Source organism: Salinarchaeum laminariae (assembly GCF_023204835.1).
Taxonomy (GTDB): domain Archaea; phylum Halobacteriota; class Halobacteria; order Halobacteriales; family Salinarchaeaceae; genus Salinarchaeum; species Salinarchaeum laminariae.
Window position 1 is genome coordinate 746,048 of sequence record NZ_CP096270.1, and the last position, 13,292, is coordinate 759,339.

Consider the following 13,292-nt stretch of genomic DNA (forward strand, 5'->3'; position numbering starts at 1 on the left):
GGAACGCGACACGCGAAACGAGAGAGTGAACAGGATGGCCAGTCCGCCGTCGAAAGCGATAGGATGGGGCCCACCGAGGTGCCAGCCATGGAGGCAGTCGCGGTCGCGACGGCGTTCGTGCGCCACGATGGGGAGGTGTTGGCCACCCACCGGAGCGAGGACGCACAGACCTATCCGGGGCAGTGGGGCGGCGTTTCGGGCGTCATCGAGCCGGGGGAGGATCCGGTCGGGGACGAGGAGACGCCCGTCGAAGCGGCTCGCCGGGAGGTCCACGAGGAGGTTGGACTGAGTGATCTCGACCACGTTCGCACGGGAACGCCGCTCACGATCGAGGCGCCCGAATACGACGCGACGTTCGAGGTCACGCCCGTCCTCTTCGACGCGCCGGGTCGCGAGATCGACCTCGGCGTGGAGCTCCAAAGCGCGGAGTGGCTCCCCGCCACCGAGTTGCTCCGTCGTGAGACGGTGCCGCGACTGTTCGAGAGCTACCAGCGCGTTGCCCCGTCGGTCCAGTCCGTCGCCGCGGACGACGAACACGGCGCTGCGGAGCTGTCGATCCGCGCCCTCGAGGTGCTCCGCGATCGCGCGGGCCTGCTCGTCGCCGAGGGCGAATCCGACGCCGACGAACTGCAGTATCTCGCGAACCGGCTGCGGGAGGCCAGGCCGAGCATGGCGGTGCTCAGGAACCGGGTGAATCGAGCAATTGCGACGGCAGAGGACGGCGATTCGGAGGGTGCGGGTACTGCCAACGATGCCACGCCTTCCGGCGATCCTGTACCAGCACCCACGGATGATCCTTACCCAGCGCCCGCAGACGATTTTGCAGCAACCCCCGCCGACGTCGAACGGGCTGCAATCGACGGAATCAATCGCGCGCTCGCCGGCGACGCCGAGGCCGCGATGCGAGCCGCGGGCCTCGTCTCGGGCTGGCACGTCTTGACCCTCTCTCGGTCGAGCACCGTCTTCGAGGCGCTCCAGGCCGACACCGCCGCCGCGCTCTCGATCGCGGAGTCCCGCCCTGCACGGGAGGGCATCGACGTCGCCGAAACGCTCGCCGCAGCGATCGACGCGCCGATCACGGTCCACACCGACGCCGCGATCGCCCACCGGCTCGCCTCGGCAGGCGTCGACGCAGTACTCGTGGGAGCGGACGCGATTCTGCCCGACGGCGGCGTGATCAACAAGACCGGGACCCGCGGCGCGGCGATCGCTGCCGCACGGGAGGGAATCCCCGTCTACGTCGCTGCGGCGTCGGACAAGATCACCACCAGCGAGGGTGTCAATCTCGAGTCAGGCCATCCCGCGGCAGTCTACGACGGCGGTGCTGCCGTGGACGTGACGAACCCGACGTTCGACGTGACGCCCGCCGACGCGATAACCGGGATCGTCACCGAGCGTGGCGTACTCGAGCCGGGCGACGTTTCGGAAATCGTCGAAAGGCTCCGGGCGCTGGAGCCCGCGGGAGCGCGGTGACCTCCGTCGGGCGCCCGCTGCGGCGCGGCGACTAAGGCCCCGGCAGTCCAACGTCCAGTCATGGAGCCTCCGATCGAGACGGTGCTCGTCGCGACCGACGGCAGCGACCCCGCCGACCGCGCAGCACGGCACGGCATCGCGCTGGCGGCAACGACTGGCGCCGATCTCCACGCGCTCGCGGTCGTCGACGAGGCAGCGCGTCGGGTCGCCGAGACGGCACTGGCCGAGTCGGACGCCGACGACGTGCTGACCGAGGCCGGCGAGCAGGCAGTCGCGTCGGTCGCGGACCTGGCGGCGGACAGCCCCGCCGCACCGTCTGTGACGACGGCGGTCCGGCCTGGGACGCCCCACCGCGTGATCTCCGAGTACGCCGACGAGCACGACGTCGACGTGGTCGTCGCCGGTACCGAGGGCCGATCCGGGCTGGATCGCGTGCTGCTGGGCAGCGTCGCCGAGAACGTCCTCCGAACGAGCACCCGGCCGGTGCTCGTCGTGCCGCCGGGTGCCGGCGATCCCGACGCCGACCAGACGCCCTACGACGAACTGCTCGTGCCGACCGACGGCAGCGACGGCGCCGAGGCGGCGACCGAGTGGGCGATCGGCCTCGCGGAGCACTACGACGCGCCGCTGCACGCGCTGTTCGCAGCGGACGCGACGCCGTTCCCGACGACGGTCCGCTCCCAGCAGCTGCTCGACGCGCTGGACACCGCCGGCAACGACGCCATCGAGGCCGTTCGCCAGCGCGGCGAGGCCGCCGGAGTCGACGTCGTGGGCGCGGTCGGAGCCGGCGCACCCGCACCGACGATCCTCGAATTCTGCGAGGACGAGCCCATCGATCTCGTGGTGATGGGATCCCACGGCCGCTCGGGCCTCGATCGGTTCCTCCTCGGCAGCGTCACCGAGCACGTCGTGCGCGAGGGCGACGTGCCGGTGTTGTGCGTGCCGATGCGGGAGAGCGAGGACTGACGGCACCAGGTGCGGGCGGTCCGCCGTCCAGCCACGAAAGGCCCATTGCACTCCCCAGTCGATCACGGGCAGGGGCGGCGGTGACGAGAGTTACCCCCACCGAGCCCCGTGTGACGAAGGGTTTTCCCGAGCCGCCCCTCTTCGAACCGTCGCGCTTATCGGCCCCGAATGAGTCGCCACAGCATATGCTCAATCATCTCGGTATCGGCGGTATCGTCGGCCTGCTCCTGCTCGTCGGCGGCATCGCGATCATCGCCTGGCACAGCCTGCTCGTCGCCGCCGGACTCGCCATCGCCATCGCCGGCCTCGGGCTGATCGTCCGCTCGCTCGTCTCCAGCGCGCTCGGCGCGATGGGGATGGGCGGGATGGTGTAGCTCGGGTCGAATCGAGCGCACGCGGTCGGATCGAGGACCTGTGCGAGCTCCGCTTCCGGATCGTTTCGCTTGCGAAATTCGCCACCGCGAGACGCTTCAGTGCGCCTCCCACCGGGAACCGGCCTGCTCGATAGCCTCCAGGGAGGGACTGGAAGGGGCCGACCGGTCGCGGCTTCCGACGACGTAAGCACCACAGGCGAGCGTAAGCGAGCCGAGGAGCGCAACGAGTCAGAAGCCGCGAGCGGGAGGGGGCTTCCAAGGCTGTGGTGTCCCTGTGCCTTGCAACGATAGCGCCTGCGGTAGCTGGGTGGTTGGTGCGATCGACGCGGCCGCAAACAACTGAGATCCGTACGCCCCTTCGCAAGAGTTTTGCTCGCAGCTTTGCGACCACGACGTAATGGCCGCGTTCACCGCGATTGTGACGGTTCGGCTGAAATCTGGCGTCCTCGATCCGGAGGCAGCGACCACCCAGCGCGCGCTCGAACGACTGGAGTTCGAGCTCGACGACCTCCGTTTCGCGGATCGCTACGAGATCGACCTCGACGCGGCGGACGCCGACGCAGCCGCGGAACGAGCGGAGTCGATGGCGGAGCGGCTGCTCGCCAATCCGACGATCCACGATTACGACGTGGAGATCGAGGATCGCACATGACGGTGGCCGTCGTCCGGTTCGGTGGCTCGAACTGCGACCGGGACGCGCTGCGCTCGCTCCAGGATCTCGGTATCGACGCCGAGATCGTCTGGTACGAGGACGGGCTTCCAGCGGACACGACGGGCATCGTCCTCCCCGGCGGCTTCTCCTACGGCGACTACCTCCGCGCCGGCGCGATGGCGGCCCGGACGCCGATCATGCAGGACGTGCGCGAGGCGGCCGACGACGGCACCCCCGTCCTGGGCATCTGCAACGGCGCCCAGATCTGCGCGGAGATGGGGCTCGTCGACGGCGCGTTCACCGTCAACGAGAGCGCGCGCTTCCAGTGCGAACCGGTCCACCTCCGCGTCGAGACCACAGACTCGCCGTTTACCAGCTCCTTCGAGGTCGGCGACGTGATCGAACTCCCGATCGCCCACGGCGAGGGGCGCTACGAGGTCCAGTCGGGGGTGTACGACGACCTGATCGAGGAGGACAAGGTCCTGTTCCGCTACTGCGACGCCGACGGCGAGGTCAGCGACGAGGCGAACCCCAACGGCTCGAAGGACAACGTCGCGGGCGTGCTCGGCGACTGCGACAACGGTGCAGTGTTGATGCCCCACCCCGAGCGGGCGACCCTGCCCGAACTCGGCGGCACCGACGGTCGCGCGATTCTCGAAGGGCTGTCCGGCTAATCTAGGACGGTCGTGGTGCCGGTGGTCGGCACCGACCGGAGACGGGCGATTTGATTCGGGCGGGCCAGTGAATCCCGCGATACCCCGACGATCCATTTCTCCGTCATTCCGCGTCGATAGGAACTGATTCTCCCGAGTTCTCTCCGTCGTTCGGGCCCGGTAGTTGCCGGTTTCCTCGGGATAGCAGCCGTCCACTGCCGAGCGGCAGCCACGCCCCTCAAGAGCTAAAACGGTGGGAGTGGTACAGACTACCATGATCGTCGCGGTCCTGATCGCCCTCCTCGGACTCGGCGTCGTCGCCGCCAGCGCACGCCCCGGCGACGGCCGGGCCGAGACCGCGATCGCCCTCCCACTCGTCGCCGCGGTGTCCGTGATCGTCCCCGCGATCGTGCTCGTGGCCCTCGCGGGTGCAGGACTCGCATTCCTCGCGCTCGCCGTCGTCGAGCGCCGGACGCTCCTCCACGGGCGTCGGCTGCGCGCCGTCGCCGCTGGTGCTGGCGCGGTGGTTCCGCTGGGCACGCTCGCCGTTGCCACCGCGCTCGGCGAGCCGCCCGCGTATCCGGAGCTGTGGCTCGTCGGCGCGGTCGTTCCGGGCGTTCTCGCCGACGACCTGCGCCGCCAGCCAGCGGCGGAGCGGAACGCGCTCGCGGTCGGCGGCGTGACGGCGCTGTTCGCGCTCGTGCTCTCCGGGCTCGTCCTCCGTGGAGCGGTCGCCGGCGCCGACCCCGGCCAGCTGGCCGCGGCGAGCGCCGTTGGCGGCGTCGGTGTCGGGGAGCTGGCCGTGCTGGCAGCCGTCCTCGTGCTCGCGCTCGTCGCGGGAACGCTCGCTCGCTGGCGATACGCGCTCCACACCGGGGCGCTGTCCGTCCCACTGCTCGCCGTGTGGTCACTCGAGAGCGTGGCCGTACCGCTGGCCTTCCTCGCCGCAGGGCTCGTGAGCGCTCTCGCGATCGGACTGCTGCAGCCCCGGCTCCGCCTCTCGAGTCGGCGACTCGGCGCAACGGTCGGACTCCTCGGAGCGACGGTCGGCGGGGTCGCCGCCGTGCTCGGGGCGCCAGCGCTGCCGGCGGTGCTCGCCGGTGCGTTCGGCGCAGAGGACGCCCGGCTGCTGGGCTATCAGGCTGGCGCGGACCTCCTCGACGGTCTCGCCCTGGGCGGCGCACTCTACGTCATCGCGGTCGTCGTTCTCGGCGCCACCGCGGGGATCGGCGGGCCGCTTCCTGGCATCCTCGGCGGGCTCGGAGTCGTGGTCGCGCTCGGCACGGCCGGGCTGGTACTGGCGCGTCGCGAACGCGAGCGACCCAGCGAAGTTCGCCTCCGCGCCGCCGAAGGGAGGTGGCCCTCGTGACGCGCAGTTTGCGCTGGCGGCACCGGCCGGGAAGTGGGCCGAACGCCGCCAGTGGCCGGCCGGAGTTCGCCGGTCGATGCCAGCCGGCCGCGAGCACCGGCTCCGGGGTGATCCGGCGTGTTTGACCGGCCCTGGACGGAGACAACCAGGGAGAGCTATCGGGAGTCGTCAGAGCGGCAGTCGAGCGACGGCGGCGGGCTGATTCGCTCGATACGCAGCGTCCTGCGACCGCGACGAGGTGCTGTCGAGGCGCGCGTGTTCGTCCTCGGCACGGTCGGCACCGCCGCCGTGACCGAACGGCTGCGGGCCGTGCTCGAGCGCCGCGGCTACGCCGCTCGGTCCGTGCGCATCGACGGCGACGATCCGACGCTGGACAATCGGGACGAGCGCGGTGCGGTGGATTTCCTGCTGGTGGACGCCCATGGCGACGGCGAGGCGGTCGGCCGCGCCCGGGACATGCTCGGACCGCCGGACGTCGCCGTCGTGACGGCCGCCGGAAGCGATGGAACCGCCACCCGCGGGCCCGGTCGGGGCGACGTCGTCCGGTCGATCGCCAGCGCAGTGCCCGCGGGCGCCCACGTCGTCAACGCCGAGGGGACGCCCGCCGTCCGGCGCTACCTCGCGAGGGCGATCGAGCGCCGCGGCGCCACCATCTCCCACGTCGGCGCCCACGACGCCGACGCGCCCGGTGCGGAGCTCGGATCGGCGATCGACGGCGCACTCGCAGCGCTCGAGGAAGCGCCGATGCCCGACGAGGAACGGGAAGCGCTCGCGGCGTCCTCCCGGCCGGAGTGGATCGACCTTCCCGCCGGCCAGTGTTACGACGCACTCGGCGTCACCGACGCCGTCGCGATCGAACGGCTCCGCCACGCGCTCTGCTCGGACGGAGAGCCCGTCGAGCTGGTCGTCGTCACCGACGGCCGCCGTCGGGACGTCGCCGCCACGCTTGCGAACTACGCGAGCGAGTGCCACGAGCGCCGCACCGTGCCGACGGTGTACGCGATCGGCCCGCTCGCCGAGCAGTTCGCCGACCGCTGTGCCGCGCCGACCGTCGAGTACGGGCCCGATGCGGCGGGCGAAACGGTCCTCGACGAGGCGCTCGCTGCCGGTCCAACGCTCGTCACCGGCGTCGAGGAGACGCCAGCGGGCTCGGCGATCGCGAACGCGATCGCGGGCCGGATCCAGCGCTCTGGAACGCCGAAAATCGGGTGAAAGTGGCAGTCTGCGGCTGCGGAGACGGTCATCGCTACGAGTTCAGGAGCCTGCGAGGCCGACCGATCCGCCCGCGTCAGTGCGCCGCGAGAGCCAGAGCGTCGCCACCGCCAGCGCGAACGCGACGGCCAGCCCCGCAGCGACGGTGGCCTGGCCGGTCGGGTCGAGGCGAACCCGTCCGACGACGATCGCGATCGCGGCCGCGGCCGCGCCGCCACCCGCGGCGAGTCGCGTCGGCCCGTCGGAGCGCTGGGGAGCGAGGCTCGCGACGAACAGCGCGAGGAATCCGCCGAGTGCCAGCGCGTTGAACAGGACGTGCAGCTCTGCGGTGTGCGCGATCACGACGCCAGGCGTCAACAGCGTTGCCGGGGCGAGGACCAATGCCGCGATCCCGACGAGACGATCGCGGGAGGGCACCCGGCCCACGGTCCAGACGGTGCCGGCCGCGAACAGCGCGAGGATCGCGAGCGCGGAGGCGAAGTGCGTCGCGAGAATCAGGCGCTCGTAGGTCGTCACGGTCAACGCGCCCAGCACGATCTGGAGCGGCGTCAAGACCAGGGCGAGTGCAAACGCGGCGACGACCCGACGCTCGGAACCGGCACGCCACGCCGAGACGGTCGTGCCGAGAATCGCGAACCCGACGACCATCGCGACCAGCCGGTGGAACCACTCGACGAAGCTCCCGAAGTTCGCCGGGAAGAGCCCGAACACCGCACCGTCACAGATCGGCCAGCGACCCTCGCAGGTCAGGCCGTAGCCACCGACGGCGGTCCAGATGCCGAGCAGCATGAGGACGAACGTGAGCGCCAGCGTTCCCATCGCAAGACGGGGTAGCGAGGGGACGAATCCGCTGGCGCGCGAGCGCATCGACATACTCGGGGGTCGGGTCCTGATGCATATCAGTCTGACCGTCGATCCCGGCTAGGGAGGGTTGGGGGAGAACACTGGCCTTCAGATTGAGAACGAGGTAGTTCAATTGCTGAAACCTCCGAAAGCCCCCGAGCGCTCGGAATCCCAGGGCTCGCTGCGCGCTTCCCTCCTTCGCTACGCGCAGTCGGTCCAGTGCTTGCGTCGCCCGGGGACAGCCGAGTCACTCGGCCCCTTTCGATGTGCCGGAAGATCAGAGATCTTCCGTACCTCGCGAAATCAAAGATTTCGCTCAGTCCCACCCGCCCTCAATCCTCCCCAACCTTCTGCGCTCCTCGCTTCGCTGCGGTGCTCGGCCCTCGCACGCTAGCTGGCGCAGCCGCTCGCCCGCTTCGGGGCTCGCGACACCGTCGGAGCAAGCTCCGACGAGGTTCGCCTCGCTCCGCTCGGCTCACCCACGCCAGCGCGCGCCGACGTGGACCACCGGGGATCCGTGACTGCCGATTACCGACACCGGGAGGGACTCCGGAAGGGGCCGACCGCTCGTCGCAGGTACCGACGGTGAGCCGAACGAAGTGAGGCGAACGTCGAAAGACGAGCGAAGCGATGTCTTTCGGAATAAGCACCGCAGGCGAGCGAAGCGAGCCGAGGAGCACAGCGAGGTAGCTGCGTCGAGCGGGAGGGGGCTTCCGTACGCGGCTGCGGTCGCCGTCAAACGCGATTCTCAGAAGCCGCCTGTTGCCCCTAGGACCGAAACACGTTTTCGCGGGCCGGGCGCACCGAACTGTATGATCGTCAGCGGGTCCACGTCGCAGTCGCTGGCCGCCGCGCTCGCCGCCGAACTCGACGAGCCCCTCGGAGCCGTCGACCAGACGGCGTTCCCGGACGGCGAGTCGAAGTTCGCACTCTCGCCGCCGGCGACCCACTCCCTCGCGGACGTCGATCGGGCGGTGATCGTCGCATCGACCACGACGGCGGCGTCCCATCTCGAGGTGCTCCAGCTACAGGACGCTGCCCGAGAGGCCGGGATCGACGAGGTCGTCACGGTGTTGCCGTACATGGGCTACGGCCGCCAGGATCGAGCCTTCGAAGCGGGCGAACCGGTGACGGCGCGCGCGATCGCACGGGCGCTTTCGCCCGGCACGGATCGGATCCTGACCGTCACGCCCCACGAGCCGGGCGTCTGCGAGTTTTTCGACCCGCCGGCGACCGCGATCGACGCGGAAGCGCTCCTGGCGGAGCCGCTCCAAACCGGTCCCGATCCAGCGCTCGCCGACCCGCTTTTCCTCTCGCCGGACGCCGGCGCGATCGAGATCGCCGAGACCGTGCAGTCCGCCTACGGCGAGGGCGCCGTCGACCACTTCGAGAAGACCCGAAGCTCCGGCACCGAGGTCTCGATCGAGCCCAGCGACGCGGCCGTCGAGAATCGGGACGTGGTCGTCGTCGACGACATCGTCGCGACGGGTTCGACGATGAGCGAGTCCATCGAGGTGCTTCAGGAGCGGAACGTCGGGCGCGTGTTCGTGGCCTGCGTCCACCCGCTACTGGCTCGCGACGCACGGAGCAAGCTGGCCCGCGCCGGCGTCGAGGCGATCTTCGCGACTGACACCATCGAGCGGACCGTGAGTACGGTCTCCGCGGCCCCGGCGATCGCCGAGGAGCTCTGAACCGGGACCCCAGGAACCAGTTGCCGCGCTATTCTGACCGACCGATCCGCGGCCCCGCCAGTGCCGGCGCTAGTCCGACCGAGCCAGATCGCAACCGCCGTCTCCCAGCGCGACCTCACCAGCCCGCGCGCTCTCGACGCCGCAGTCGGCCGGCGAGACGTCGAACGCAGCCGCGTGAGCAGCACCGCTCCAGCAGCTGGGCGCGGTGGGACGCTGGGTGTAGGCGACCGCTGCCGCTCGGGCTGCCGGACCGCCAGCGGCCTCGACGGCGTCGGCGAACGCGGCGGCGTCGAAGCTCCCCGGCGCCGCAGCAGTCCACGCCGACAGCACCGACTGAAACGTCCGCTCGCCGCCGGTCGCCGCGCGGATTCGGCGGTCCAGCGCCGCGACGACGAGCGCGCCTTTGCGGTACTGGGCGTCGTCGGCCCACGTCGTCGGATCGGCGAGGACCGCGCCGGCCGGCTGGCCCTCGACCCCGCGCTCGAGGACGGTGCGGTACTCCTGAAATCCGATCGCACCGCGCTCGAACGCCTGCGTCACGGCGTAGTACTCAGCGGTCGCCTCGAGCAGCCACTCCGTCGCGGGGGTGACCGCCTCGCGATCCTGGCGAGTATGGACGTACTCGTGGACCCAGATGTTCGTCGGTGCCGCCAGTGGTGCGGCGTCGTTGACGCGCGCGTCCGGGCCGAGGGAAAGCCCGCGATGGGCCCAGGTCACGCCCTCCGTCGGTGCAACGAACACCGTCACGACGTCGTTTCGACCGCCGACGGCCAGGCGGGTGCTCGCGGCGACGAGCGAGTCGAGAACGCGATCCGGGCCCGCAGCGAGCGTCGCAGCGGTCGGGACGACGAGGCGCACCATCTCGGCCGACCGTCCGCTCCCGGCGAGTCTCGATCGGTCGTCGATCGGCGCAGCGGGCGGAACGCGACGCTGCTCGCACTCGTACGCGCCGAGGAAGGCGAACTGCTCACCGGCGGTGCCGGTGCCACGGACGGACGCCGCCCGGTCGATCCGCGGCTCGGTGCCACGGTAGCGCCAGCGCGTGTGAGTTCGAGGGCGTAGACAGAGCGCCCAGTCGTCGGCGCCGGCGCCGTAGGTCGCCGGCGTCGCGTCGACGGGCTGTCGCAGGAGGACGGTCGCTCGGTCGCCGGTGCCGTCCCACTCGAACGCCGGCCCGTCCACGGCTCCCTGCCAGGTGTACCCCTCGACGTCGCTGGGGTCGAATCCGTCGGTCGCGACGACGGTGACCTGTGGCCGCTCGATCCAGAACGCGAGCTTCGAGACGCTCTCGGGGATCTCGTAGACGATCGCGAGGTCGACCGCGTCGTCGGCGTCACCGTTGCGATAGACGGTTCGTTCGACGACGGTCGGGGCGCCCTCGTCGCGAGCGCTGGCGCCTGCGTCCGTCTCTTCCGGAGCGGACGGTCGATCGGTCTCCTCGCGAGCGACCGTCCCCGGTCGGGCGATCGTTCTGTCTGACGCGGATCGCCCTGCCATGAACCGGCTGTTGGGGGGATTTTCGCATTGTAATAGAGCGCATGCGGCGAGGTACGGAACCCATTCTGCGCTCGACCGTCGCCCGCCGGAAGCCGGGAACTGCCGTAGGAGGGACGTTATCGGTTGATCTGACGGTTAGTGAACGTCGTCGCAGTCCTCCCGGGTCGCCCGCAGCCGTCGAACGTTAGCTGGCGATCGCGGATCACAGCCGAATCGCAGACAGTAGCCGGATCAGAGAAATAAGCGGGATCGCAGAAGGCAGCCAGATCGCGCAAATCGGTCGAACACCTCAGGACCGCCGCATCCGCTCAGAGGCGCCGTCGAACGACTGCGAATCCGAGGACGCCGGCGAACAGCGCGATCGCGACGACCGCGATCGCGACCGGCGGCACGAGATCGAGCGGGCCGGGATCCTCTACGGTGACCGCGACGGAGAGGTTGCCAGCAGTGATCTCGTAGCTCCCGGTGCTCTCGAACGTGGTGGTGATCGCGACGGTGTCGTTTCCGCCCGGAGCGAGACGGACCCGTTCGCTGCCGATCACCTCGCCGTCGGCGCGGATCGTGATCGTCCCGTCCGCGGGAGCGTTCGTCGGGTTCGAGACGGTGGCGACGACGTCGACGCTGTCGCCAGCGACCGCCGGCTGTGGCGTGACATGGAGCTCCTCGACGGCGGGAGTCGCTGGCTCTACCACGGTGACGGTGCGGGCGTAGTCGCCAGCGACGATCCTGACGTCGCCGGTCTGGTCGATCTGGGCGGTGAGATTTGCCGTCGCGGTTTCCCCGGGGGCGAGCGTGCCGGTCGCCGCTGCCAGCACCTGGCCGTCGACGGTGATCGTCGCGCGATAGTTGCCGCCGGCGTCGGCGACGTTCTCGATCCGGATGCGCGTCGTGACGTTCTCCCCGACGGCGAGCGTATCGCCGAGTTCGCCCGTCCTGTAGGGGCTGGCGACCGACAGCGGCGGGTCGGAGATCACGGTGTACTCGAACCGGGACTGTTCGACGGTGAACAGCGCTTCGTGGGTATCGCGGTCCCAGACGGAGGGCGTCGCGTCCGTTCGCGTGTGCGTCTCGACGAACGACTCGACGGAGTCGCCGCCCAGCTCCCCGGCCGCCGATTCGAGATCGTCACCGGAGAAGGTGCCCGCGGTGTTCCACCGCTCCATCAGAGCCTGGAAGGTCGTCTCGCCGTCGGTCGCGGCGCGGAGCTGGCGGTCGATCGCTCCGACGACGAGCGCGCCCTTCTCGTACTCGGCGTCGGTGCTCGCCCAGGTGGAGCGGTCGGCGAGGACGGCGTCGGCGGCGGGCGGTTGGGTCCCGCGTTCGAGCACGGCCTGGAACGTCTCGAAGTCGATCAGTCCCTGCTCGTAGCTCGTCAACGCGGCGTAATACTCCGCGCTGCCCTCGATCAGCCAGTGGGCGTCGTCGGCGATGGCGTCACCGCCGGAACGGTCAGCGTCGCGGTACTGTCGGGTGTGGACGTACTCGTGCACCCAGATGTTGAGCGGGTCGTCGACGCCGGCGTCGGCGCTGATGCGGGCGTCGGAGCCGATGGCCAGGCCGGGCGGGCTCCAGTCGACCCCGTCTGTCGGCGCCGCGATCAGCACGACCTCGTCGTTGCGGTTTGTGTCGCCGAAGTGGAGCTGCTCGCTGGCGTAGGCCACCGAATCGAGGATCGCGGTCGGCGAGGATGCCGGATCCGCGGCGTCGGGGACGACGAGCGAGAGTTGCTCGCCGCCGACCGTCTCCGTGTGGAGCTCGTACGGCCCCAGGAAGGCGAAGCGATCGCCCGCGTACCCCTCGCCGGCAGGTGCCATCTCGTAGGCGAGTCCGGGGTTCGTGGTGCTGTAGCTCCACGTCGTACGAGTCTGTGGCCGGGTGACGACGGCCCAGTCCGCGGTGCCGCCGACGTACGTGCCGGTTCCGTCACCCTCGCGGAAGCTCTCGGAGACATCGTGGCGAATCGTAACGGTCCCACCGGAACCCGTGCCGTCCCACTCGAAGGTCCCCTCGTCGGTCTCGGTGAACCCGTCGAGCCCGGCGATCTCGTACTCGCCGTAAACGATCCCGAACCTCAGCGACTGAACGTCGTCGGGGATCTCGTAGCTGATCCGGGCCTCGACGCGATCGGGCTGAGCCGGAAGCAGGCTGTACTCGACGCGCTCGACGATCGAACCACCCGACTGAACCGCAGTCGACGACGGACTGAGGCGAGTCGAGCTGGCGGTAGAACTGGTGGCAGTGGTGCTGGTCGAGCTGGTGGAAATAGTGGAGCCGCTGGAGCTGCTGGATCTGACCGCTGGTGAGAGGGAAGCAGTTTCCAGCGCCGGTGAAGCGGTGGCGGAGGTTGGGAGGTCTGGAGCAGTAGTGGCGGAGACGGCGTGACCGCCTGGCGCGGACGCACCGGCGCCACCGACCGCCGCGACCGCGACGCCGCCACCGATCGCCAGCGAGACTACGAGAGCGACGCAAACGGACGCCCGGAGTCGCCGGTCTCGATCGCCCGACTGCACTCGTCGCTGCATGAGGATTCGCTCGGAGGGCGACCGCATTAACCGCATTGGC

The 13,292-nt window shown here is 70.3% G+C and carries 11 protein-coding genes; 8 read left to right on the forward strand and 3 right to left on the reverse strand.

Going from position 1 to position 13,292, the window contains the following annotated elements; translation table 11 throughout:
- Positions 1–87: 87 nt before the first annotated feature.
- The 7 genes from MXF70_RS03525 to MXF70_RS03555 all read left to right on the forward strand — a co-directional run bounded on the left by MXF70_RS03525 (position 88) and on the right by MXF70_RS03555 (position 6,699).
- Positions 88–1,473, forward strand: coding sequence for an eIF2B alpha/beta/delta subunit family protein (locus MXF70_RS03525; RefSeq protein WP_248517485.1), 1,386 nt, complete (start codon positions 88–90; stop codon positions 1,471–1,473).
- A 60-nt stretch (positions 1,474–1,533) separates the two neighbouring features.
- A complete protein-coding gene (locus MXF70_RS03530) occupies positions 1,534–2,439 on the forward strand; it encodes a universal stress protein (RefSeq protein WP_248517487.1) in 906 nt (301 codons plus the stop codon).
- A 185-nt stretch (positions 2,440–2,624) separates the two neighbouring features.
- Positions 2,625–2,813 (forward strand): DUF7470 family protein, encoded by a 189-nt coding sequence (locus MXF70_RS03535; protein WP_248517489.1) that lies wholly within the window; start codon positions 2,625–2,627, stop codon positions 2,811–2,813.
- 397 nt (positions 2,814–3,210) lie between these two features.
- Complete coding sequence (gene purS, locus MXF70_RS03540) at positions 3,211–3,465, forward strand: phosphoribosylformylglycinamidine synthase subunit PurS (RefSeq protein ID WP_248517491.1); 255 nt, start codon at positions 3,211–3,213, stop codon at positions 3,463–3,465.
- Positions 3,462–4,139: a phosphoribosylformylglycinamidine synthase I gene (purQ, locus tag MXF70_RS03545; RefSeq protein ID WP_248517493.1), complete on the forward strand. Its 678-nt coding sequence runs from the start codon at positions 3,462–3,464 to the stop codon at positions 4,137–4,139. Before purS ends, purQ begins: the two co-directional genes overlap by 4 nt.
- 253 nt (positions 4,140–4,392) lie before the next feature.
- Entirely contained in the window at positions 4,393–5,487 is a 1,095-nt protein-coding gene (locus MXF70_RS03550) for a poly-gamma-glutamate biosynthesis protein PgsC/CapC (RefSeq protein WP_248517495.1), read from the forward strand.
- A 255-nt stretch (positions 5,488–5,742) separates the two neighbouring features.
- Positions 5,743–6,699 carry a hypothetical protein gene (locus MXF70_RS03555; protein WP_248517497.1) on the forward strand — a complete coding sequence of 319 codons (957 nt, stop codon included), beginning with the start codon at positions 5,743–5,745 and terminating at the stop codon, positions 6,697–6,699.
- Between the two features lie 42 nt (positions 6,700–6,741).
- Here the strand turns inward: MXF70_RS03555 and MXF70_RS03560 are convergent, their stop codons facing one another.
- Positions 6,742–7,572, reverse strand: coding sequence for a COX15/CtaA family protein (locus tag MXF70_RS03560; protein WP_248517499.1), 831 nt, complete (start codon positions 7,570–7,572; stop codon positions 6,742–6,744).
- A gap of 782 nt (positions 7,573–8,354) precedes the next feature.
- On the opposite strand from MXF70_RS03560, the gene prs reads away from it, so the two are divergent.
- Complete coding sequence (prs, locus tag MXF70_RS03565) at positions 8,355–9,233, forward strand: ribose-phosphate diphosphokinase (protein WP_248517501.1); 879 nt, start codon at positions 8,355–8,357, stop codon at positions 9,231–9,233.
- Between the two features lie 69 nt (positions 9,234–9,302).
- Here the strand turns inward: prs and MXF70_RS03570 are convergent, their stop codons facing one another.
- Both MXF70_RS03570 and MXF70_RS03575 read right to left on the reverse strand, forming a co-directional pair.
- Entirely contained in the window at positions 9,303–10,730 is a 1,428-nt protein-coding gene (locus MXF70_RS03570) for a hypothetical protein (protein ID WP_248517503.1), read from the reverse strand.
- A 308-nt stretch (positions 10,731–11,038) separates the two neighbouring features.
- Positions 11,039–13,252 (reverse strand): CARDB domain-containing protein, encoded by a 2,214-nt coding sequence (locus MXF70_RS03575; RefSeq protein ID WP_248517505.1) that lies wholly within the window; start codon positions 13,250–13,252, stop codon positions 11,039–11,041.
- Positions 13,253–13,292 lie beyond the last annotated feature (40 nt).

Bases quoted from the DNA above. Each gene is read 5' to 3' on its own strand.
- MXF70_RS03525 (WP_248517485.1), top strand. From the start codon at position 88: ATGGAGGCAGTCGCGGTCGCGACGGCGTTCGTGCGCCACGATGGGGAG.
- MXF70_RS03530 (WP_248517487.1), top strand. From the start codon at position 1,534: ATGGAGCCTCCGATCGAGACGGTGCTCGTCGCGACCGACGGCAGCGAC.
- MXF70_RS03535 (WP_248517489.1), top strand. From the start codon at position 2,625: ATGCTCAATCATCTCGGTATCGGCGGTATCGTCGGCCTGCTCCTGCTC.
- purS (WP_248517491.1), top strand. From the start codon at position 3,211: ATGGCCGCGTTCACCGCGATTGTGACGGTTCGGCTGAAATCTGGCGTC.
- purQ (WP_248517493.1), top strand. From the start codon at position 3,462: ATGACGGTGGCCGTCGTCCGGTTCGGTGGCTCGAACTGCGACCGGGAC.
- MXF70_RS03550 (WP_248517495.1), top strand. From the start codon at position 4,393: ATGATCGTCGCGGTCCTGATCGCCCTCCTCGGACTCGGCGTCGTCGCC.
- MXF70_RS03560 (WP_248517499.1), bottom strand. From the start codon at position 7,572: ATGTCGATGCGCTCGCGCGCCAGCGGATTCGTCCCCTCGCTACCCCGT.
- prs (WP_248517501.1), top strand. From the start codon at position 8,355: ATGATCGTCAGCGGGTCCACGTCGCAGTCGCTGGCCGCCGCGCTCGCC.
- MXF70_RS03570 (WP_248517503.1), bottom strand. From the start codon at position 10,730: ATGGCAGGGCGATCCGCGTCAGACAGAACGATCGCCCGACCGGGGACG.
- MXF70_RS03575 (WP_248517505.1), bottom strand. From the start codon at position 13,252: ATGCAGCGACGAGTGCAGTCGGGCGATCGAGACCGGCGACTCCGGGCG.